General features: G+C 69.9%; 15 protein-coding genes. 3 read left to right on the top strand and 12 right to left on the bottom strand.

Annotation, left to right across the window (positions count from 1 at the left end):
* Positions 1–61 precede the first annotated feature (61 nt).
* The 6 genes from G5C60_RS02505 to G5C60_RS02530 form a co-directional block, all read right to left on the bottom strand.
* Positions 62–967, bottom strand: coding sequence for a universal stress protein (locus tag G5C60_RS02505; protein ID WP_165254482.1), 906 nt, complete (start codon positions 965–967; stop codon positions 62–64).
* Between the two features lie 126 nt (positions 968–1,093).
* Positions 1,094–1,336, bottom strand: coding sequence for a DUF397 domain-containing protein (locus G5C60_RS02510; RefSeq protein ID WP_165254483.1), 243 nt, complete (start codon positions 1,334–1,336; stop codon positions 1,094–1,096).
* Positions 1,337–1,417: 81 nt separating this feature from the next.
* Positions 1,418–2,584, bottom strand: coding sequence for a thiolase domain-containing protein (locus G5C60_RS02515; RefSeq protein WP_165254484.1), 1,167 nt, complete (start codon positions 2,582–2,584; stop codon positions 1,418–1,420).
* Between the two features lie 8 nt (positions 2,585–2,592).
* A complete protein-coding gene (locus tag G5C60_RS02520) occupies positions 2,593–3,639 on the bottom strand; it encodes a thiolase domain-containing protein (protein WP_206439011.1) in 1,047 nt (348 codons plus the stop codon).
* Positions 3,639–4,583, bottom strand: a complete 945-nt coding sequence (locus G5C60_RS02525; RefSeq protein WP_165254486.1) for an OB-fold domain-containing protein — start codon at positions 4,581–4,583, stop codon at positions 3,639–3,641. Before G5C60_RS02525 ends, G5C60_RS02520 begins: the two co-directional genes overlap by 1 nt.
* A gap of 104 nt (positions 4,584–4,687) precedes the next feature.
* On the bottom strand, positions 4,688–5,488 hold the full coding sequence (locus G5C60_RS02530) for a crotonase/enoyl-CoA hydratase family protein (RefSeq protein WP_165254487.1): 801 nt from the start codon (positions 5,486–5,488) through the stop codon (positions 4,688–4,690).
* 199 nt (positions 5,489–5,687) lie between these two features.
* On the opposite strand from G5C60_RS02530, the gene G5C60_RS02535 reads away from it, so the two are divergent.
* Both G5C60_RS02535 and paaK read left to right on the top strand, forming a co-directional pair.
* The gene (locus G5C60_RS02535; protein WP_165254488.1) at positions 5,688–7,307 is read left to right on the top strand and encodes an AMP-binding protein; all 1,620 of its coding nucleotides are present in this window, start codon (positions 5,688–5,690) and stop codon (positions 7,305–7,307) included.
* Between the two features lie 166 nt (positions 7,308–7,473).
* Positions 7,474–8,787: a phenylacetate--CoA ligase PaaK gene (gene paaK, locus G5C60_RS02540; protein WP_165254489.1), complete on the top strand. Its 1,314-nt coding sequence runs from the start codon at positions 7,474–7,476 to the stop codon at positions 8,785–8,787.
* 16 nt (positions 8,788–8,803) lie between these two features.
* Here the strand turns inward: paaK and G5C60_RS02545 are convergent, their stop codons facing one another.
* The 4 genes from G5C60_RS02545 to G5C60_RS02560 all read right to left on the bottom strand — a co-directional run bounded on the left by G5C60_RS02545 (position 8,804) and on the right by G5C60_RS02560 (position 15,247).
* Positions 8,804–10,738 carry a sulfatase-like hydrolase/transferase gene (locus G5C60_RS02545; protein WP_165254490.1) on the bottom strand — a complete coding sequence of 645 codons (1,935 nt, stop codon included), beginning with the start codon at positions 10,736–10,738 and terminating at the stop codon, positions 8,804–8,806.
* A gap of 242 nt (positions 10,739–10,980) precedes the next feature.
* On the bottom strand, positions 10,981–12,483 hold the full coding sequence (locus tag G5C60_RS02550; RefSeq protein ID WP_165254491.1) for an acyl-CoA synthetase: 1,503 nt from the start codon (positions 12,481–12,483) through the stop codon (positions 10,981–10,983).
* 107 nt (positions 12,484–12,590) lie between these two features.
* A complete protein-coding gene (locus G5C60_RS02555; protein ID WP_165254492.1) occupies positions 12,591–14,141 on the bottom strand; it encodes an AMP-binding protein in 1,551 nt (516 codons plus the stop codon).
* Positions 14,138–15,247, bottom strand: a complete 1,110-nt coding sequence (locus G5C60_RS02560) for a nitronate monooxygenase (protein WP_165254493.1) — start codon at positions 15,245–15,247, stop codon at positions 14,138–14,140. The genes G5C60_RS02555 and G5C60_RS02560 overlap by 4 nt, the downstream gene beginning before the upstream one ends.
* Before the next feature lie 217 nt (positions 15,248–15,464).
* On the opposite strand from G5C60_RS02560, the gene G5C60_RS02565 reads away from it, so the two are divergent.
* Positions 15,465–17,246 carry a serine hydrolase domain-containing protein gene (locus G5C60_RS02565; RefSeq protein ID WP_165254494.1) on the top strand — a complete coding sequence of 594 codons (1,782 nt, stop codon included), beginning with the start codon at positions 15,465–15,467 and terminating at the stop codon, positions 17,244–17,246.
* A 13-nt stretch (positions 17,247–17,259) separates the two neighbouring features.
* On the opposite strand, the gene G5C60_RS02570 is transcribed toward G5C60_RS02565, so the two are convergent.
* Together G5C60_RS02570 and G5C60_RS02575 are read right to left on the bottom strand one after the other, a co-directional pair.
* The gene (locus G5C60_RS02570) at positions 17,260–18,831 is read right to left on the bottom strand and encodes a phytoene desaturase family protein (RefSeq protein ID WP_165254495.1); all 1,572 of its coding nucleotides are present in this window, start codon (positions 18,829–18,831) and stop codon (positions 17,260–17,262) included.
* 174 nt (positions 18,832–19,005) lie between these two features.
* Positions 19,006–21,246: a serine/threonine-protein kinase gene (locus tag G5C60_RS02575; protein WP_165254496.1), complete on the bottom strand. Its 2,241-nt coding sequence runs from the start codon at positions 21,244–21,246 to the stop codon at positions 19,006–19,008.
* Positions 21,247–21,285: the final 39 nt, after the last annotated feature.

A 21,285-nucleotide genomic window follows, 5' to 3' on the forward strand; every position in this document is an offset into this window, starting at 1 on the left:
AGCCACAACGGACCCGCAGGCACGCACTGGACCGTGACGCACTGGACCTCCAGCGGAGCGCTCAGCTCTCCTCGCCGGTCGGCGGCACCACCGCCACCGGACTCGCCGCGTGCAGCAACACCGCCTGCGTGACCGAGCCGATCATGCGGGCGGGAGCCAGCAGTCGTCGACGGTGGCGGCCCACCACGACGAGGTCGGCGTCCTTGGAGGCCGCGACGAGGTGACCGGCGGCATCGCCCGGCACGACGTCCACATCGGCGCGGACCTCGGGGTGCCGCTCGCGATGCGGGGCCACGAAGCCGTCGGCCAGTGTTCTGGTCCCGGTCTCGATGGCCGCCTGGTCGACGGTCGAGGTCGTGATGAAGTCGCCGGGGACGGCCCACATCTGGAGCGGCCACGCGTACGCGGCGACCACCTGCACGCGGGCCGCGCGGCGTGCGGCCTCGGTGAAGGCGAAGGCGAGGCTCGCCTCGTCAGGGCTGTCGACGTGCAGGCCGACCACCACGCGCGGGCCGGGTGCGGCGGGGCCGTTCTCGTGCACCTCGCGTCCGGGGCGGGGTACCACGACGACGGGACACTCCGCGTCACGCGCGGCGGCCATGCTGTTGGAGCCGAGGATCAGGCTGGCGAAGCCGCCACGGCCACGGGAACCGAGGACCAACAGCTGCGCGGTGGAGCCGAGTTCGGGCAGTACTGCCGCAGGCGAGCCTTCCAGGAGGAGGTACTCCGTCACCGGCCGGTCGGCCCGGTACTCAAGGCGGGTGCGTACCTCGTTGAGGACCGGGTCCTGGTCCGGCTCCGGCGGTGCGGCGGGCAGGACCTCGGGCTGTGCCCAGGGCGCGTACTGCCGCACATGGACCACGCGCAGCGGCGCCTCACGCATCCGGGCGGCGCCGAAGGCCCACTCCAGGGCGCGCAGGCTGTCGTCCGAACCGTCGGCCGCCGCGATGACAGGCAGGGTGCTCATGCGTTTCTCGCCTCCGGAACGCCGCCTTCTGATTCCTGGGGCCAGCCTCGCTCAGGCATGGCCCCAGGACAGGGCCGAAGGTCGCGTGTCCGGAGAAGACGAGGGAAAACACCCCTCTGCCGGGTGTCAGGTGAGGTCGAACTCCCCCTCCCGTGCCCCCGACACGAACGCGCCCCACTCCGCGGGTGTGAAGATCAGGGAGGGGCTTTCGGGGCGGCCACTGTTGCGCATCGCGATGAAACCCTCGACAAAGGCGATCTGGACATCTCCCAGCCCTCGGCTGCTGGATCGCCAGTCGGCGTTGCTGAGGTCAAGCTCCGGCTTGTCCCAGCCTACGAGCGGGTGCTGCTGGATGGTGCTCTCGGCCACGTCCGTGCTCCTCCCGGTTCGTCGTCCGCGGCCAGCCTAGCGATCGGTCACCGCCAGGCACAGGCCACGTGAGGGGCACGTTCAGGAAGCGGGAGGTTCAGTCCCCACCAGCCACATCGAGAAGAACTGCGAGCCACCTCCGTAGGCGTGCCCCAGCGCCCTCCGCACCCCGTCGACCTGGTGTTCTCCGGCCTGGCCGCGTACCTGAAGGGCCGCTTCCGCGAAGCGGATCATCCCGGACGCGCCGATCGGATTGGTGGACAGGACGCCGCCGGACATGTTGACGGGCAGGTCCCCGTCGAGTTCCGTCACTCCTGACTCGGTGAGTTTCCAGCCCTCGCCCTCGGCGGCGAAGCCGAGATTCTCCAGCCACATGGGCTCGTACCAGGAGAACGGCACGTACATCTCGACGGCGTCGATCTCCCTCCGCGGGTCGGTGATCCCGGCCTGTCGGTACACGTCCGCCGCGCAGTCCTTGCCGGCCTGCGGTGACACGAAGTCCTTGCCCGCGAAGAGGGTCGGCTCGCTGCGCATCGCGCCGCCGTGCATCCACGCGGGTGGGCGGGGTGAGCGGGCGGCGCCCGCACGGTCGGTGAGCACCATCGCGCACGCGCCGTCCGACGACGGGCAGGTCTCGGAGTAGCGGATCGGGTCCCACAGCATCGGCGAGGCCTGGACCTTCTCCAGCGTGATGTCGTGCTCGTGCAGATGCGCGTACGGGTTCTTGAGCGCGTTGCGACGGTCCTTGTACGCGACCAGGGAGCCGACCGTGTCGGGGGCGCCGGTGCGCCGCATGTACGCACGCACGTGGGGCGCGAAGAAGCCGCCCGCGCCGGCCAGCAGCGGCTGCTGGAAGGGGATCGGCAGGGACAGGCCCCACATGGCGTTCGACTCGGACTGTTTCTCGTAGGCCAGGGTGAGGACGGTGCCGTGGACGCGGCCCGCGATCAGGTTCGTGGCGACGAGCGCGGTGGAGCCGCCGACGGAGCCCGCGGTGTGTACACGCAGCATGGGTTTGCCGACCGCGCCGAGGGCGTCGGCGAGGTACAGCTCGGGCATCATGACGCCCTCGAAGAAGTCGGGCGCCTTGCCGATGACGACGGCGTCGATGTCGGCCCACGTCAACTCGGCGTCCGCCAGGGCCGCTTGGGCTGCTTCTCGGACGAGTCCCGCGAGGGACACGTCCCGGCGGGCGGCCACGTGCTTGGTCTGGCCGATCCCGACGACGGCCACGGGCTCCTTGCTCATCGGGCGGCTCATCGGGTGTCCCCTTCGAGTACGGCGACCAGGTTCTGTTGCAGACAGGGTCCTGAGGTGGCGTGGGCGAGCGCGCGGTCGGACGCGCCGCGGTGGATACGGGCGGCGGCCTCGCCGACGCGGATGAGCCCGGCGGCCATGATCGGGTTGGCGGCGAGCGCTCCCCCGGAGGGGTTGACCGCGACGTCCCCGCCCAGCCGCAGGGCCTTGCGCAGGACCACTTCCTGAGAGGTGAAGGGCGCGTGCAACTCGGCGGTGTCGACGGGCCGTTCGAAAGCACCGGCCTTCTCGGCGGCCAGCCGCGTGGACGGCGAGTCGGTCAGATCGCGTACCCCCAGACCGTGCGCCTCGATACGGTGATCGATGCCGCGGATCCAGGCGGGCCGCTCGCACAGTTCGCGGGCCCGCTCCCCCGCCGCGAGGATCACGGCCGCGGCCCCGTCGCCGATGGGCGGGCAGTCGCCGGCACGGAGAGGACGTACGACGTACTCCCCCTGCGGCGCCGAACCCCTCAGCTGCGCACTGGAGTTGTCCCGCGCGTCCTCGCGGCTGCGGGAGGCGACCCCGGCGAGCGCGGGCTCGTCCGTGTCGCCCGCGTCGATGAGCGCCTGCGCCTGAAGGGCGGCCAGGGCCACGGAATCCGGCCACAGGGGGGCCACGTAGTACGGGTCGAGCTGCCGGGTCAGCACATCGCGTACGGAGCCGGGCGAGGACTTGCCGTACGAGTACACGAGCGCGGTGTCGGCGTCCCCGGTGAGCAGCTTCGTCCAGGCCTCGTACAGGGCCCAGGCCCCGTCCATCTCCACGTGCGACTCGGAGATCGGCGGCCAGGCGCCGACACCGTCGAGCGCCATGGTGAAGGAGAAGGCGCGGCCCGCGAGATAGTCCGTGGAGCCGGAGCAGGTGAAGCCGATGTCGCTGGTCTTCATGCCGGTCCGGGCCAGGACCTCGTGCAGGACCGGCATGAGCATCTCCACCTCGGAGAGCTCGTCGCTGGTGCGCCGGTGCTCGGTCTGCCCGAAGGCCACTACGGCGATCTCGCGCATCACACCAGCTCCTTGTACGTCTCGTAGTCCGCGTCCGGCTCGCCGGTGGGCCGGTAGTGGTCGGGGTAACGGCCGCCATCGGTCCACACCGGCTCGACGCGCAGGCCCATGCGCACCTGGTCGTAGGGGATGCCGCCGATGCGGCCGTGCAGGGCGAGGTCGGCGCCGTCGAGCGCGATGTGCGCGTAGACGTACGGGACTTCGATGTCGAGGTTCTTCGCCTTGATGTTGACGATGCAGTACGTGGTGACGGTGCCGCCCGGCCCGACTTCGACCTCTTCCGACGTGGCCACGCCACAGGTGGGGCACGCGCCCCTCGGCGGGACGTACACCTTGCGGCAGGACGGGCAGCGTTCGCCGACGATCCGCCGGTCGGCGAGCGCGTTGATGTAGCCGGACTGGGCGCGTCCGGGCGAGTAGGTGTAGTCGAGGCGGGCCGGGGCGACGATGCCGGTCACCATGTCCTCGAACCGCCCGTCGTGGCCCGCGAGTTCAGGCCCTTCGGGGCTGTCGTACGGCTCGAAGCAGGTGATGTCCGTGATGGCGCCGGAGCGTTCCTCGGCCCATCGGATGCGGACGCGCATCCCGCTGCGCAGGGCGTCGGGGCCGGGGGCGTCCAGGGCGTGCAGAAGGGACGTGTCGGCACCGTCGAGTTTCACGAGGACCCAGGCGAAGGGGGTGTCGAGGGGCTGGCCGCGACGGGGGGCGTGGTTCCAGGCCCAGGTGGTGACGGTGCCGGTGGGCGCCACCTCGACGAGATCCCGGATCTCCTCGGAGGTGACGGGGTCGTACTCGACGGGCGGGACGAGGGTCCTGCCGTCACCGGTCTTCACACCGAGGACGACGCGTTCACGCAGTCCGGTGAGAAAGGCGCTCTGGACGGGGCCGAGGGAACGGGTGAAGGGAAACTCGACGACCAGGGGGGCTTTGAGGACTTGGGGCACGGGGTCTCCTCCGGAGAACAGGGGGCAGCGCCCCTTTAGGGGCGCGGGGAACTGCGCGACCAGCCACGACGAACCCGCAGCTTCAAACCGGCCTCCCAGCGGAGCTACTCGCGCCGGTACACCGGCGGCCGTTTCTCGGCGAAGGCGCGCGAACCCTCCTTGGCATCAGCGGTGTCAAAGATCGGCCACCCCCGCTTGAGCTCGGCAGCCAGCCCATCGGCCTCGGTCATCTCGGCGGTCTCGTACACAGACGCCTTGACGGCCTCTACGGCCAGCGGCCCACACGCGTTGATCTGCTCGGCGACGGCGAGAGCCTTCTCCAGGGCCGTCCCGTCGGGGACGACATGCCCGATCAGGCCGATGTCGGCGGCCTCCTGAGCCGAGTACGGACGGCCGGTCAGCAGCATCTCCAGCGCGTGCGTACGCGGGATCTGCCGCTGGAGTCGGACCGTCGAGCCGCCGATCGGGAACAGGCCGCGCTTCACCTCGAAGAGTCCGAAGGTGGCGGACTCGCCAGCGACGCGGATGTCGGTGCCCTGGAGCACCTCGGTGCCGCCCGCGACGCAGTAGCCCTCGACGGCGGCGATCACCGGCTTGCGCGGCCGGTGATGGCGCAGCATCGCCTTCCAGTGGAGATCGGGGTCCGCTTTGAGCCGGTCGCGGTACTGCTGACCCTCCATCCCCCGGCCGGCCAGGGCCTTGAGGTCCATGCCCGCGCAGAACGCGCCGCCCGCGCCGGTCAGCACGATCGAGCGGATCGCGTCGTCCTCGTCGGCCTCCATCCAGCCGTCGTACAGGCCTACCAGCATCGGCAGCGAGAGCGCGTTCTTGGCCTCGGGCCTGTTCAGCGTGAGCACCATCGTGGCGCCTTCGCGCTGCACGGTGAGGTGTTCCGTGCCACCCATCGGGTCCTCCTGTCTCCGGAACGAGAACAGGTTGCAGGAGGGGAGGAGCCAGTTCAAGGGTTTTCTGACAGGGAGTCAGATTTCTTCTGCGCGAACCCTTCACAGTTGTGGCGGGCTTTGCTCTGATGACCGTCGAACCGATGGATGCGTGTCTCTTTGCCGATGGTTCTGCCGATGATTGCCGGCGTCAGGAGGAGCGGTGGAGTACAACCTTGCCGATCTGTTCGAGTCGATCGTCGACGTGGTGCCCGACCGCGAGGCGCTCGTGTACATCGACCACCCCGGCACGGGAGCGGAGCGCCGCCTCACGTACGCCGAACTGGACGCGGCCGCCAACCGCGTCGCGCACCACCTGATCGACAACGGCATACGTCCTGGCGAGCATCTCGGGCTGCACCTCTACAACGGCATCGAGTATCTGCAGACCGTCCTCGGGTGCCTCAAGGCGCGGATCGTCCCGGTCAATGTCAACTACCGCTATGTGGAAGAGGAGTTGGTCTACCTCTACCGGGACGCGGATCTGGTGGCCCTGGTCTTCGACGCGGAGTTCACCGAGCGGGTGGCGGCGGCGCTGCCGCGGGCGGAGAAGCTGCGGCATCTGGTGCGGGTGGGGACCCCCGCGCCCGACGCTCCGCCGCTGTCCGCGGTGGACTTCGTCCAGGCCGAGGCCTCCGGGTCCGCCATGCGAGGCTTCGAGCCGCGCTCGGCCGACGACCAGTTCATCATCTACACCGGCGGCACCACCGGTATGCCCAAGGGCGTGATGTGGCGCCAGGAGGATCTGTTCTTCTCGGGCCTGGGCGGCGGCGCCCCGACCGGCGAGCCGGTCAAGAAGCCGGAGGAGCTGGCCGAGCGGGTCGCGGCGGGTGGCGACGGGATCACCTTCTTCCCCACTCCCCCGCTGATGCACGGCACCTCGACCCTCACCGCGTTCATCGGCTTCCACTTCGGCCAACGCGTGGTGATCCACCGCAAGTTCGTGCCCGAGGAGGTCCTGCGCACCATCGAGAAGGAGAAGGTCACCAGCATGTCGCTGGTCGGTGACGCGATGCTGCGTCCGCTGATCGACGCGCTCAACGGCCCCATGAAGGGTACGGACTGCTCGTCCATGTTCAGCGTCTCGTCCTCCGGCGCGATCATGTCGGACACGGTGCGCGAACAGTTCCAGGCCCTCATGCCCAACGTGCTGCTGCTCAACAACTTCGGCTCGTCGGAGTCCGGCTTCAACGGCACGGCGACGGAGGACTCGGGCCCGGACAGGGGCTTCCGGGTGCGCGTCAACTCCCGTACACAGGTGGTGGATCCCGCCACTCACAAACCTGTCGCCGTCGGCGAACCCGGCCGCGTCGCCCAGCGTGGACACGTACCTCTCGGCTACTACAACGACCCCAAGAAAACCGCCGAGACCTTCTTCCAGAAGGACGGCGAACGGTGGGTACTCCTCGGCGACATGGCGACCGTCGACGAAGAGGGCGTCGTCACCGTCCTCGGCCGCGGCTCCCAGTGCATCAACACCGGCGGCGAGAAGGTCTATCCGGAGGAGGTCGAACAGGCCCTCAAGGCGCATCCGGACGTGTACGACGCGCTGGTGGCAGGAGTGCCGGATGCGAAGTGGGGCAACCATGTGGCGGCCGTGGTGCAGCTGCGCGACGGTGTGGCGCCGCCGACCCTGGACGACATCCAGGCCCACTGCCGCACGCGCCTCGCCGGCTACAAGGTCCCGCGCCAACTGGTCATCACGGACACCATCCAGCGCTCCCCGAGCGGCAAGGCGGACTACCGGTGGGCCCGGTCGGTAGCGGTGGAGGCGAACCGCTGAGCCTTCCCCGGGCCGGACACACCGAACTGCCTCTTTCCTGGCTCCGCCCGCCACACCCCTGCCGTACGTCTTGACGACCGCCCGCGCCCCTGAATTACTGATCCCGAACACCTCGACCGAATGATCGGTCGTCCGTAATGGTGCGGTTGGCGAGGGAGAAGTCCCCATGGCGGACGCGGCGGGCACGGCGGGCACGGCGGATCTGCTGGACGCGGGAGAACGACTCGACGTGGACGGCTTGCGCGACCTTCAGCTGGAGCGGCTGCGGGCGTCGCTGCGGCACGCGTACGAGAACGTGCCCTTCTACCGGGAGTCCTTCGACAAGGCCGGAGTACACCCCGACGACTGCCGCGCGCTCGCCGACCTGGTCCGTTTCCCCTTCACCACCAAAGCGGACCTGCGGGAGAACTACCCGTACGGGATGTTCGCCGTGCCCCGGGACAAGATCCGGCGCATTCACGCGTCGAGCGGCACCACCGGGCGTCCCACGGTCGTCGGCTACACGGACGGGGACCTGTCCCTGTGGTCGGACATGGTCGCCCGCTCGATCCGGGCGGCGGGCGGCCGTCCCGGTGACACGGTCCATGTGGCATACGGCTATGGGCTCTTCACCGGCGGGCTCGGCGCGCACTACGGAGCCGAACGGCTCGGCTGCACGGTGATCCCGGCGTCCGGCGGCATGACCGCCCGCCAGGTCACACTGATCCAGGACCTGAAGCCCGGGATCATCATGCTGACCCCGTCCTACATGCTGACGCTGCTGGACGAGTTCGAGCGGCAGGGTGTCGATCCCCGCGGGACCTCGCTGCGCGTGGGCATCTTCGGCGCGGAGCCGTGGACGGAGGAGATGCGCCGGGAGATCGAGGAGCGGTTCGCGATCGACGCGGTCGACATATACGGGCTGTCTGAGGTGATCGGGCCGGGCGTCGCGCAGGAGTGCGTGGAGACGAAGGACGGGCTCCACGTCTGGGAGGACCACTTCTACCCGGAGGTCGTCGATCCGATCACGGGCGAGCCGCTGCCGGACGGCGAGGAGGGCGAGCTGGTCTTCACCTCGCTCACCAAGGAGGCCATGCCCGTGATCCGTTACCGGACCCGGGACCTGACCCGCCTGCTGCCCGGCACGGCACGCGTCTTCCGCCGCATGGAGAAGATCACCGGCCGCAGCGACGACATGATCGTCCTGCGCGGTGTGAACCTTTTCCCCACCCAGATCGAGGAGATCGTCCTGCGCACCCCGGGCGTCGCCCCGCACTTCCAGCTGCGGCTGACCCGCGAGGGCCGCCTCGACGCGCTCACCGTGCGCGCCGAGGCACGAGCCGGGGCCGCTCCCGCGACCCGCGACGCGGCCGCGCACGCCATCGCGGCGGCCGTGAAGGACGGCATCGGAGTCTCGGTCGGAGTCGAGATCGTCGAACCGGAGTCGCTGGAGCGGTCGGTCGGCAAGATCAAGCGGATCGTGGACCTTCGAAGGCGATAGGCAGCCTGGCCGGCCCCTACTTGGAGGGATTGGGCTGTGAGCCGTACGCCGTCAGGAAGCGGTCGCGGAAGGAGTCCATCCGCCAGACCGGGGCCGTCGCGTCGGGCTTGAGGCCGTCCGTCCAGTCCCAGTCGTCGATCTTGTCCAGTACGGACTTGTCCTGGGCGACGATCGAGATCGGCACGTCCCGGCTGGCCTTGCTGCCGCTGACCTTGGCCATGGGCTGGTGGTCGCCGAGGAAGACGAGCACGGTGTCCTTGCTGCCGTACTTCGTCACGTAGTCGATGAGGCTGGTCACGGAGTACTGGATGGACTTGCCGTACTCCTCCTTCGCCTTGTCGGAGTCGTAGAAGACGTCCCCGGGCTTCTTGCCGGCCTTCTGGATGTCCTTGTAGACCGAGCCGTTGCCGACCTGCTCATCGGGGATCGTCTTGGGGAGGGGCGCCCAGGGCTGGTGGCTGGAGGTCAGGATGATCTGCGACATCAGCGGCTTGTCCTGCTTCTTGCCGTGCTCCAGCCGCTCGAAGGCCTTCAGGGCGTACTGGTCGGGCATGGTCGACCAGCTGAACTTGGGGCCCTTGTAGCCGAGGTCCCGGGAGTCGTAGACCTTGTCGAGTCCGTAGAACTTGCCCTCCGGCCAGTTCTTCTGGACGCCCGGCATGACGCCCACAGTCCGCCAGGCGCCGGTGCGCTGGAAGGCCCCGGTGAGGGTCAGGTGCTCGCCCGCGGTGACGACGCGGTAGCGGTTCTGGTTGTTGATCCACAGGCCCGACAGGAACGTGGAGTGGCCGAGCCAGCTGTTGCCGCCGTACGTCGCCGAGGTGAGCCAGCCGCTCTTGGCGGCGAACCCGGCCTTGGTCAGCTCCTCGTTCTTGGCGGTGAGGGTCGCGTTGACGCCCGGCGCGATGTCCTCGTCCTCGACCGCGCTGCGGCCGTAGCTCTCGATGAAGGTGAAGATGACGTCCTTGCCGCGCAGGCCCGTGAGCAGCTGGTTGCCCGGGGTGTTGCCGAACTTGTCCTTCTTGGCCTCCTTGGCGAACGCCGCCTCGTCCTTCAGGGTGGCCTGCACCCGGTGCATACGGTCCTCGAGAAGGGCGGCCGTGCTCCTGGCCGCGAGCGGCGAACCGGTGCCGAGCTGCAGACCGAGCGCCGCGCACGTGACCCAGGCGGTCCCGGCCACCACGGTGGTACGGGACGCCCTCTCGCGGTTACGGGCCATGACGTTGCTCAGCCGGAGGACCGCCAGTGCCATCGCGGCGAGAATGACGAGGACGAGGGCCACGACCGCGATCAGGACACCGATCGTGCCCCCGCTGCCCATCGAGTCCTGCAGGTACGCCTTCGCGTCGTCGAACAGGACCCAGTCGAGGACCACGTTGAATCCTCGTCCGAGGAACATGTTGAAGCCGATGTCGAGGACGTTCAGCAGGGTCAGCACGCCGAGACTGAGGCCGGCGAGGACCGCCACCACCAGCCGTGGCCTGCGCGGCAGGAAGATCAGAACACCGGCGCCGAGGATCGCCTCCACGGGGATGCGTATGAACAGGCCCGGCCTGAAGGCTTCGATCGAGGTCGGCATGAGGAGCGCGAAGTACACGAGCCCGAGGGACAGGACCGTGACCGTCCAGCCCACGTTGCGCGCCGCGACCGGGTGCCTGTCCCGCCAGCGGCGGGCGGCGACGGGTTTGTCCGGGGCGTCGACGGGATCGTCGCTCGGGGGCGATTCCTCTTCGGTGGCCGATTCACCGGCGGATTCGGCGGGGGCTTCCGTGGCGGTTTGAGTGACGCTGCCTTCCTCGGCCGCGGCGTCCTCCTCAGAAGTCGCGGCGCGCTCTTCAGAAGCAGGCGTGTCGTCGGACGTGTCCGCCGGAGGGACCTCCGGCGTCACGTCCTTCTCCGGGGTCGTCCGGTCCGTGTCCGGCAGCTGAGGTGAGTTCGTGGTGCTCGACAACCCGGAGGTCCTTCCGTGCGTTTCCCGCTGGTGGCACGGCGGACCAGGCCCGGGAGGCCGGGCCCGCCGATATGTGTACGGCTCGCCCGCCTCGACCGTTCAATCACCTGGGGCGATGGTTCGGGCGAGCTTGGGTCGCTGTCCAAAGCCCGCTGCAGTATCGCGCCCCTTTAGGGGCGCGGGGAACTGCGCGCCCAGCCACAACGAACCCGCAGCTTCGAACCGCACCTCCAGCGGAGCGCTCAGTCACGGAAGCGATCCCTCAGCTCCCGCTTGAGGATCTTCCCGCTCGCGTTTCGCGGCAGCTCGTCCACGAACACGACCCGTTTCGGTGCCTTGAAGTGCGCCAGCTTCTCGCGCGCGTGGGCGGTGAGCTCGGCTTCTGTGACCTCGCCGCGGGGGACGACCACCGCGGTCACGGCCTCGATCCAGCGGTCGTCCGGCAGCCCGATCACCGCGACCTCGGCCACCGCGTCATGCGTGTAGAGCGCGTCCTCGACCTGCCGTGAGGCGACGAGTACGCCGCCGGAGTTGATCACGTCCTTCACCCGGTCGACCACGGTGAAGTACCCCTCGGCGTCCCGTACGGCGAGATCCCCGGAGTGGAACCAGCCGTCGCGGAAGGCCTCCGTCGTTTCCTCGGGCTTGTCCCAGTAGCCCTCGCAGAGCTGCGGTGAGCGGTAGACGATCTCGCCCTGCTCCCCGTCGGGCACGTCCTTGCCGGACTCGTCCACGACCCGCGCCTCGACGAACATCACCGGGCGCCCGCAGGAATCCATCCGCCCCTTGTGCTCGTGCGGCCCGAGCACCATGGACAGGGGGCCGATCTCGCTCTGCCCGAAGCAGTTGTAGAAGGCCAGCTTCGGCAGCCGCTCCTTCAAGCGCTCGAGCACCGGTACCGGCATGATCGACGCCCCGTAGTACGCCTTGCGCAGCCCGCTCAGGTCGCGGGTGGCGAAGTCGCGGCGGTTCGACAGCCCGATCCACACGGTGGGCGGAGCGAACAGACTGTCCGCGCGCCCTGCCTCGATCAGATCGAAGATCTGCTCGGCGTCGGGCGCGTCGAGGATGGTGTTCCGGGCGCCGACCGCGAGATACGGCAGCAGGAACACATGCATCTGCGCCGAGTGGTACAGCGGCAGCGAGTGCACGGGCAGGTCGCCCGCGCTCAGGTCCAGGGCGGTGATCGCGCTCAGATATTCGTGCACCAGGGCGCGGTGCGTGAGCATGGCCCCTTTCGGCAAGGCGGTTGTGCCCGAGGTGTAGAGCAACTGGACCAAGTCCTCGGTGCGCGCCTCGTCACCGTCGTACGGCGGCGTCGAGGCCAGTCGCGCGAGCAGCGAGTCGTCGGCGTCGCGCAGCGGCATCACCCGTACGCCGTCGGGGAGTTGCCCGGCGATGTCCGGGTCGGCCAGGACGAGCGTGCTGCCGGACTGGCCGACGATGTACGCGAGGTCGTCACCGGTCAGGTTCTGGTTGACCGGTACGTGCACAAGGCCGGCGCGCGCACAGGCCAGGAACCCGATCAGGTACGCGTCCGAGTTGTGGCCGTAGGAACCGACCCGGTCGCCGGGTTCGAGCCCCGTGTCGCGCAGCACCTGCGCGGCTCGCGAGACGGCGTCGTCCAACTCCGCGTAGGTCCAGGACCGTTCGCCGTAGTGGACCGCGGCGCGGGCGGGAGTGCGCCGGGCGCTGCGCCGCAGCACTCCGTCGACCGTCACGCTGCGTCCAGCCGCCACCGTCATACCCCGCTCCTTCGTCCCGTTGCCCTGGCGCGATCCTCGTTCGGCGGCGGGAGCGGGTCAAGCAGCGGGCGTCTGTGGCGCGAAGTGCGTGGAGGACGGTCGGTGATCTAGACCGGACGGCTGTGCCCCTCCCAGTACGGCTCCCGTAGCCGCCGCTTGTACAGCTTTCCGTTGGGATCGCGCGGCATCGTCTCGATGAAGTCGACGCTCTTGGGCCGCTTGTATCCGGCCAGCTGCCGTTCGCAGTGGCCGAGGATCTCGGCGGCCAGCGCCTCGCCGGGTTCGAAGCCGGGGGCCGGTTCGACGACGGCCTTGACCTCCTCGCCCCAGTCGTCGTGCGGGATGCCGAACGCGGCGGCGTCGCCGACGGCGGGGTGGGTGAGCAGCGCGGACTCGATCTCGGCCGGGTAGATGTTGACGCCGCCCGAGATGATCAGGTCGATCTTGCGGTCGCGGAGGAAGAGATAGCCGTCCTCGTCGAGATAGCCCAGGTCGCCGACGGTGAAGAAGTCGCCGATGCGGTTCTTCTTCGTCTTGGTCTCGTCCTTGTGGTACGAGAATCCGCCGGTGCTCATCTTCATGTAGACGGTGCCCAGTTCACCGGGCGGCAGCTTGTTGCCGTCGTCGTCGAAGACGGCGAGTTCGCTGATGGGCCAGGCCTTGCCGACCGTGCCGGGCTTCTTCAGCCAGTCCTCGGCGGTCGCGAAGGCACCGCCTCCCTCGCTGGCCGCGTAGTACTCCTCCACGCTGTTGCCCCACCAGTCGATCATGGCCCGTTTCACATGGTCGGGGCACGGGGCGGCGCCGTGGATGGCGTGCCGCATGGACGACACGTCGTACCGGGCGCGTACCTCGCCGGGGAGCGCCAGCAGGCGGTGGAACTGGGTCGGGACCATGTGCGTGTGCGTGCACCGGTGTGTGTCGATGAGGCGGAGCATCTCCTCAGGTGTCCACTTGTCCATGAGCACCAGCCGGTGGCCGATGTGCAGGGAAGCGCCCGCGAACTGGAGCACTGCCGTGTGGTAGAGCGGCGAGCAGACGAGGTGCACATTGTCGTCGAAGGGTTTGATCCCGAAGATGCCGAGGAAGCCACCGAGATACGCCTCTTCGGGGAGCTTGCCCTGCAGTGGGCGCCGGATGCCGCGCGGGCGGCCCGTGGTGCCCGAGGTGTAGTTCATGACCCAGCCGAGGGTGCGGTCCTCGGGCGGCGAGTCGGGCTGTCCGTCGGGGAGTTCGGCGTACGGCCGGAATCCCTGGACCGCGCCGACCGCGTACCGCCGGCTCTCCGGCAGCTTCGCCTCGTCGGCGGCGTGCCTTGCCGCGTCGGCGAACCGCTCGTGCGCGATGAGCACCTTGGCGCCCGAGTCGGAGACGATCCAGGCGATCTCGGGGCCGACGAGGTGGTGGTTGACGGGGACGAGGTAGAAGCCCGCCTGCTGGGCGGCGAGGTATGCGGTGAAGAACTCGACTCCGTTGGGCAGCACGACCGCGAAGGCATCGCCGCGTTCGAGCCCGGCCGCGCGCAGCCCGTGCACGAGCCGGTTGGTCTCGGCGTGCAGCCGTCCGGCGGTCCACTCCTCGCCGTCGGGCGCGATCAGGGCCGTACGCTCCGGCTCGGCGGCGGCCTGGGCCCAGAAACCGTTGGGTGCCTGACTCACTCCTCGCTCCTTCCCGCGATCCGGTTGATTCGGTCGACGGCCCGCTCGAAGCCGCGCGTGAGGTCGTCGAAGACGGCCTGGACGCTGCGCTCGCTGTTCATCCGGCCGACGATCTGCCCGACGGGCGTCCCGAGCAGCGGCTCCACCTCGTACTTCTGGATCCGCGAGACCGCCTCGGCGACCAGCAGGCCCTGCAGCGGCATGGGGAGCGTGCCGGGTCCGTTCGGGTCGTCCCAGGCGTCGGTCCATTCGGTACGCAGCTGCCGTGCGGGCTTGCCGGTCAGCGCGCGCGAGCGGACCGTGTCGCCGGACTCGGCTGCCAGCAGCTTCTGGGTCAGGGCGCGTGAGTGCATGTCGGCCTCCGTGGTGGTCAGCCAGATGGAGCCGAGCCACACCCCCTGAGCGCCGAGCGTCAGTGCGGCCGCCACCTGCTGTCCGCTGCCGATACCTCCGGCCGCCAGCACGGGCAACGGATCGACGGCGTCCACGGCTTCGGGCGTGAGCACCATCGAGGCGATCTCCCCGGTGTGGCCGCCGGCCTCGTAGCCCTGGGCGACGACGATGTCGATGCCCGCCTCCGCGTGCTTACGGGCGTGCCGGGCGCTGCCCGCGAGCGCGGCGACAAGTACGTCCTGGTCATGAGCGCGCGTGATGACATCGGCGGGCGGTGAACCGAGCGCGTTGGCCAGCAACTTGATCGGATACTCGAAAGCGACGTCGAGCTGGTTGCGGGCCACCTGCTCCATCCACCCGGTGATGCGCCAGCCGGACGCCTCGCCCTCGGCGAGTTCCGGCACGCCGTACTTGGCCAGGGTGTCCTTGACGTACTGCCGGTGCGCCTCGGGGATCATCGCCTCGACGTCGGCCTCGCTCACGCCTTCGACCTTCTTGGCGGGCATGACGACATCCAGGCCGTAGGGCCTGCCGTCGACATGTTTCTCGACCCAGTCGAGGTCCCGTTTGAGGTCGTCGGGGGCGGTGTAGCGGACCGCGCCGAGCACACCGAACCCACCCGCCCGGCTGATGGCCGCGGCGACGGCGGGGAACGGCGTGAAGCCGAAAATGGCGTGCTCGACTCCCAGTTTCTTGCTCAGCTCCGTCTGCATGGCCGCAGGATGCCGCAGTCCTCCGGACGAGGGAAGACTTTTTCTGATGCTCCGTCAGATTTATTGCCGGGCGGGCGCAGGCGAACGCTCTCACCCTCCGGCAGCAACGCCCTGACTCTCCGGCAGTCTTGACACACCCCCCACCTGACACAAAAGTTTCACCTCGGAAGGCGGGCTCCGAAAGATACTTTCAGGCGGCGCTACGGGAGGCTTCTCGATGACCGAAGGCACGGCGGGCAGAGCGAGCGACGGGCTGACCCGTCGCCAACTGGTCGGAAAGACGCTGGCGTTGGGCGGTGCCCTGGCCCTCGTACCGTTCCCGGCAGGTCCCGCGTCCGCCGCGCCGCAGCACGGCCGACCCACTCTGCGGCATGGATCGGCCGAGCGGGCGGGCCTGCTCGCCGGGCATCTGCGTCAACTCGTCGCCGACGTCGAGACGTTTCTCGGCCCCTCCCCCAAGTACCCCTGGTACGCGGGTGCCGTACTGCTCGCCGGACGCGGCGGAACGGTCGCCCTGCATCAGCCGATCGGCAAGGCGGTGCGCTACTCGGCGTACGACGAGAAGACCGACACCGGCGTGGAGTTCCCCGCCGGCCGGCAGATTCCGATGGCCGAGGACACGGTCTTCGACCTCGCCTCGGTCTCGAAGCTGTTCACCTCGATCCTGGCCGTGCAGCAGATCGAGCGGGGCGGGCTCGAGCTGGAGGGGAAGGTCGCCTCGTACCTGCCGGAGTTCGGGAGTGCGGGCAAGCAGGACATCACCATCCGTCAGCTCCTCACCCACACCTCGGGGTTCCGCGCCTGGATCCCGATCTACAACGCGCCGACGTACGAGGAGAAGCTCCAACTCATCTGGAACGAGGCGCCGCTCAACCCACCGGGCACCAAGTACCTCTACTCGGACCTCAATCTGATCTCGCTCCAGCTCGTCCTGGAGGAGATCACCGGTCAGCCTTTGAATGCCCTGCTCCGAAACGAGATCACCGCTCCACTCGGGATGCACCGCACTCGCTACAACCCGCCCGCCTCCTGGAAACCGAAGATCGCCGCCACGGAGGACGCCCGCAAGCCATGGTCCGGGATCGACCGCGGACTGGTCTGGGGCGAGGTGCACGACGAGAACGCGTACGGCCTCGGCGGAGTCGCCGGCCACGCGGGTGTCTTCTCCAGTGCCTGGGACCTCGCGGTCCTCGGCCGTACGCTCCTCAACGGCGGCTCGTACGGCCGGGCCAGAATCCTGGAGCCCGAGTCGGTGGAGCTGATGTTCAGCGACTTCAACACCGCCTTCCCCGGCGACGAGCACGGCCTCGGCTTCGAGCTCTACCAGCACTGGTACATGGGCGCGATGGCCACTCCGCGCACCGCGGGCCACACCGGCTTCACCGGCACGTCCATGGTCCTCGACCCGACGACCGACTCCTTCCTGATCGTGCTCGGCAACTCCGTTCATCCCGTGCGCAGCTGGCGATCCGGTTCCGCGCCCCGGGTCGCCGCCGCGAACAACCTGGCGCGGGCCGTCCCGGTGCGGCCCGCGCGGGGGCGTACGGCCTGGTTCTCCGGCATGGCGACCGCGACGTCCGCGACCCTCACGCTGCCCGTGCTCGCCCTCGGCAGCGGCGGCCGCTTGCGCTGCGCCCTGTGGTGGGACACCGAACCCCAGTCGGACGCCCTCTGGCTGGAATCCTCGGCGGACGGCGGCACGACGTGGCAGCCGGTGCCGTTCACGACGCAGCGCCACGGCGAGGATGCGCGGGACCATCCAGCCGGTTCGGCGACCGGCTGGTCCGGCCGGGTATGGCACCGGCTCACGGCCGACCTCGCCATGGCCCCACAGGTCGTACTGCGGTGGCGTTACACGACGGACCGGCTCTACGTCGGGCGCGGCGCGTACGTGGACGGGCTGCGGGTCGAGGCCGCCGGCCGGGTCGTCTTCGACGAGGCCAGGCCCTCGGACGCGGCTCGTGTCGAGGCGGTGGGCTGGACGCCGTCGGACAACTGACCGGCGGTCGCCGCTATCCCGGTTCCCGCTCTTCGAGCACCGCCATCGCGGCGTTGTGCCCCGGTACTCCGCTCACCCCGCCGCCCCGCACCGCGCCCGCGCCGCACAGCAGGACGTTCGCGTGGCGGGTCTCCACGCCCCAGCGGCCTGTGCCTTCCTGTACGTAGGGGAAGGCGAGGTCGCGGTGGAAGATGTTGCCGCCGGGCAGCCTCAGGTCGCGTTCCAGGTCGAGGGGGGTCTTCGCCTCGATACAGGGGCGGCCTTCCGCATCCGTCGCCAGGCAGTCGGCGAGTGGTTCGGCGAGGTGGGCGTCCAATTGCGCGAGGGTCGACTTGAGCAGTTCCTCGCGTACGGCGTCGTTGTCGCGTGCGAAGAGCCGGGCGGGGGTGTGGAGGCCGAAGAGGGTGAGTGTCTGGTAGCCCTGCTCGACCAGGCCGGGTCCGAGAATCGTCGGGTCGGTCAGCGAGTGGCAGTAGATCTCGGCGGGCGGCGCGGCGGGCAGCTCGCCGGACGCGGCCTGCGCGTACGCGGTCGCCAACTGCTCGTATCCCTCGGCGATGTGGAAGGTCCCGGAGAACGCCTCGCGCGGGTCGACGGACGGGTCGCGAAGCCTCGGCAGCCGCTTCAGCAACATGTTCACCTTGAGCTGGGCGCCCTCGGCGGGGGCGGGCGGCTCCTCTCCGGTGAGGGTCGCGAGCTCGTGCGGAGAGGCGTTGACCAGGACGTGCCGGGCCGTGACGACTCCTTCTCCGGCCTCGGTCCGGTATGTGACCTCGGCGGTGTGCCCATCGGTCTGCACCCGGACCGCTTCGTGCCCGGTGGCGAGGGCCGCACCCGCTGCGCGGGCGGCTCCGGCAAGTGCGTCGGTGAGGGCTCCCATGCCGCCGACCGGCACGTCCCAGGCTCCCGTGCCGCCGCCGATCACGTGGTAGAGGAAGCAGCGGTTCTGCCGCAGGGAGGGGTCGTGGGCGTCCGCGAAGGTGCCGATGAGCGCGTCGGTGAGCACGACACCGCGTACCAGGTCATCGGAGAAGGTCTCCTCGATGGCCGTGCCGATCGGCTCCTCGAACAGCACGCGCCACGCATCCTCGTCGTCGACACGGCGGCGCAGTTCGTCGCGCGTGGGCAGGGGTTCGGTGAGCGTGGGGAACACCTGCTTGGCGACGCGGCCGGTCATGGCGTAGAAGCGCTGCCAGGCCTGGTACTCGCGGTCCGAACCGGTGAGCCGCGCGAAGGCATCGCGGATGCGCCGTTCGCCACCGCCGACGAGCAGCCCGGTCGGCCGGCCGTCGCGCTCGGCGGGTGTGTACGAGGACACGGTGCGCCCGCGGACCCGGAAGTCCAGGCCGAGATCCCGCACGATCTTCCGGGGCAGCAGGCTGACCAGGTACGAGTACCGCGACAGACGGGCGTCGACCCCGGCGAACGGCCGGGTGGACACGGCGGCGCCTCCGGTGGTCCCCAGGCGTTCAAGGACCAGGACGGACTTCCCCGCGCGGGCCAGGTAGGCGGCGGCGACCAGACCGTTGTGGCCACCGCCGACGATCACGGCGTCGTATTCCTCGTGTCGCTTGTGTCCAGGCATGCCTCTTGGTAACACGGGTTGATCTAGGTCGGCCAGAGATGCGCGGCAGGCGGCGGGCGCCCGGGCGGGGGGTGGTGACACTTACGGGCCCGCAGCCGCGACAGGACTCCTCACCCCCACCCCCTTGCGGGGGTCTGGGGCGCAGCCCCAGCATCGGGGCTGACGAGCGGAGCGTCAGCGCGCCCCTGACGCCCGCTGCTGCCGCAGCGCCGCCACCCTCCGGTACAGCTCCACCGCCTCCGCCCCGCGGCCGAGCTGCTCCAGGCAGTGCGCCTCGTCATTGCGGCTGGCGAGGGTGTCCGGATGGTCGGCGCCAAGAACCTGTTCGCGCGCCGTGGCGACACGGCGGTACTCCGTGAGGGCGTCGGCCCAGCGGCCGAGCCAGCCGAGGCCGACGGCGACCTCGCGGTGGCTGACCAGGGTGTCCGGGTGATCGGGGCCGAGAACGCGCTCACGGATGGCGCACACGTCGCGGGACTCGGCGAGTGCCTCCTCCCAGCGGTCGAGGCGGCCGAGGTTGACGCAGAGGCCGTGCCGGGCGCGCAGGGTCTCGGGGTGGGCGGGGCCGTGGACGCGGGTGCGGTCGTCGATCAGGTCGCGGTACAGCGTCAGAGCCTGGGCGCTGCGGCCGAGCCGGCCGAGGCTGATGCCGACCTCGTAGCGTGCGGCGAGCGTGTCGGGATGGTCGGGTCCGAGGGCCTGCGCACGCGCCTCGGCGACCTCCTGGTACGTCTGCAGTGCTTCCGGCCAGCGGCCCAACTGACCGAGTGCGTACGCCACTTCGTACCGTGTGACGAGTGTGTCGGGGTGGTTCGCGCCGAGCACCCGGTTGCGGGCCGCGGCCACGTCGAGGGCCATGCGGTACGAGTCCTCCAGGCGCCCGAGCCTGCTGAGGTTGAAGGCGAGGTTGTGGCGGCAGCGCAGGGTGTCCGGGTGGTCGGGTCCCATGGCGCGCTCCCGGGCGGCGAGCACGGCCGTGTACACCTGGTGCGCCTCGAAGTGGCGGCTCAGCTGCCCCAGTACGTACGCCATTTCTTGTCGCGCGGCGAGCGTGTCCGGGTGGTCGTGGCCGAGCACGCGCTCCCTGGCGTCGGCGACGTGGGTGTACTCGCGCAGCGCGTCGGCGGGGCGGCCGGTGCGGCTGAGGGTGAAGGCGACCTCGTAGCGGCTGGAGAGTGTGTCGGGGTGGTCGGGTCCGAGGGCGTGCTCGCGCTCGGCGGCGACCGCACGGTGGACCTCGCCCGCTTCCGCCCAGCGGCCTAGGCGGCCCAGGCTCAGGCCCGCGTTGTGCCGGCCGGTGAGAGTGTTGACCAACTCCGGTGACGGGGTGGGCCGTTCGGCCGGTACGGGTTCCTGGGCACGGCGGGTGTCGGTGCGGGGGATCCACTCGCCGGTCAGCCCCGCGGCGGCGTCCGGCGGTGTGGTGCGCAGGCCGGCGCCGGTCGCCTTGTGGCCGGTGGTCATGCCCCGGGTCCAGGAGGGCAGGCGCGGTTCGCGGCCGGTTGGCGGCCCCGGCGCCGGGCGCCGCACGGGAGGAGACACCACGGTCGGTACGTACGCCGGTGTGGTGCGGCCCGCGCTGATCCGGTGCACCAGCTCGCGGGCATCGTGCGGACGTTGCTCGGGCTCCTTGGCCAGCAGGTCCAGGATGATCTCCTCGACGTACTCGGGGATTTCGGCGCGGTGGCTGCGCGGCGGCTCGGGGATGGTGTCGCGGTGGCCGACGAGGACGGCCCACGCGTCGTCGAGGTCGAACGGCGGCGCCCCGGTGGCGATCTCGTACAGCACGCAGCCGAACGAATAGAGATCACTGCGCTCGTCGACGGACACGCCGCTGATCTGCTCGGGCGACATGTAGTGCGGCGTGCCCATCGCGATACCGGTGCCCGTGAGACGGGAGGTGAAGCCGATGTCGTGGCCGAGGCGAGCTATGCCGAAATCGCAGATCTTCACCGTGCCGTCGTTGAGCCGCATGATGTTCGCGGGCTTCAAGTCGCGGTGCACGATGCCCTGTTGGTGGGTGTAGGCGAGGGCCGCGGCCACTTGGTCGGCGATCTCCACGACGTCGGTGACGGGCAGCGGGTGGTGCTTGTTGTCCTCCAGGAGCTGGCTGAGGTTGCGGCCGTCCAGCAGCTCCATGACGAGATAGAGCACGCCGCCGGACTCGCCGAAGTCGTGCACCACGGTCACCCCGCGGTGCTGGAGTGCGGCGGCCACGCGGGCCTCGCGTCGAAACCGCTCGCGCAGGACACGGGTGAAGGACTGGTCATGATGGTGGCCCAGCGGTTTGAGGCACTTGACGGCTACCTGTCTGCCCAGCGACTCGTCGCGCGCACGCCACACCTCCCCCATGCCGCCGCGACCGATCAGGTCGAGCAACCGGTACCGGCCCTGGATCAGCCTGGTCTCCCCCATTTCCTGCGACCGCCCCCGTCGGCGGTCGCAGGAAATGGG

Source organism: Streptomyces scabichelini (assembly GCF_011045015.1).
Lineage (GTDB): Bacteria > Actinomycetota > Actinomycetes > Streptomycetales > Streptomycetaceae > Streptomyces > Streptomyces scabichelini.

What these genes read in the sequence shown, in the direction of transcription:
- G5C60_RS02505 (WP_165254482.1), bottom strand. Translation starts at nt 967, where the DNA reads ATGAGCACCCTGCCTGTCATCGCGGCGGCCGACGGTTCGGACGACAGC.
- G5C60_RS02515 (WP_165254484.1), bottom strand. Translation starts at nt 2,584, where the DNA reads ATGAGCAAGGAGCCCGTGGCCGTCGTCGGGATCGGCCAGACCAAGCAC.
- G5C60_RS02520 (WP_206439011.1), bottom strand. Translation starts at nt 3,639, where the DNA reads ATGCGCGAGATCGCCGTAGTGGCCTTCGGGCAGACCGAGCACCGGCGC.
- G5C60_RS02530 (WP_165254487.1), bottom strand. Translation starts at nt 5,488, where the DNA reads ATGGGTGGCACGGAACACCTCACCGTGCAGCGCGAAGGCGCCACGATG.
- paaK (WP_165254489.1), top strand. Translation starts at nt 7,474, where the DNA reads ATGGCGGACGCGGCGGGCACGGCGGGCACGGCGGATCTGCTGGACGCG.
- G5C60_RS02550 (WP_165254491.1), bottom strand. Translation starts at nt 12,483, where the DNA reads ATGACGGTGGCGGCTGGACGCAGCGTGACGGTCGACGGAGTGCTGCGG.
- G5C60_RS02560 (WP_165254493.1), bottom strand. Translation starts at nt 15,247, where the DNA reads ATGCAGACGGAGCTGAGCAAGAAACTGGGAGTCGAGCACGCCATTTTC.
- G5C60_RS02565 (WP_165254494.1), top strand. Translation starts at nt 15,465, where the DNA reads ATGACCGAAGGCACGGCGGGCAGAGCGAGCGACGGGCTGACCCGTCGC.
- G5C60_RS02570 (WP_165254495.1), bottom strand. Translation starts at nt 18,831, where the DNA reads ATGCCTGGACACAAGCGACACGAGGAATACGACGCCGTGATCGTCGGC.
- G5C60_RS02575 (WP_165254496.1), bottom strand. Translation starts at nt 21,246, where the DNA reads ATGGGGGAGACCAGGCTGATCCAGGGCCGGTACCGGTTGCTCGACCTG.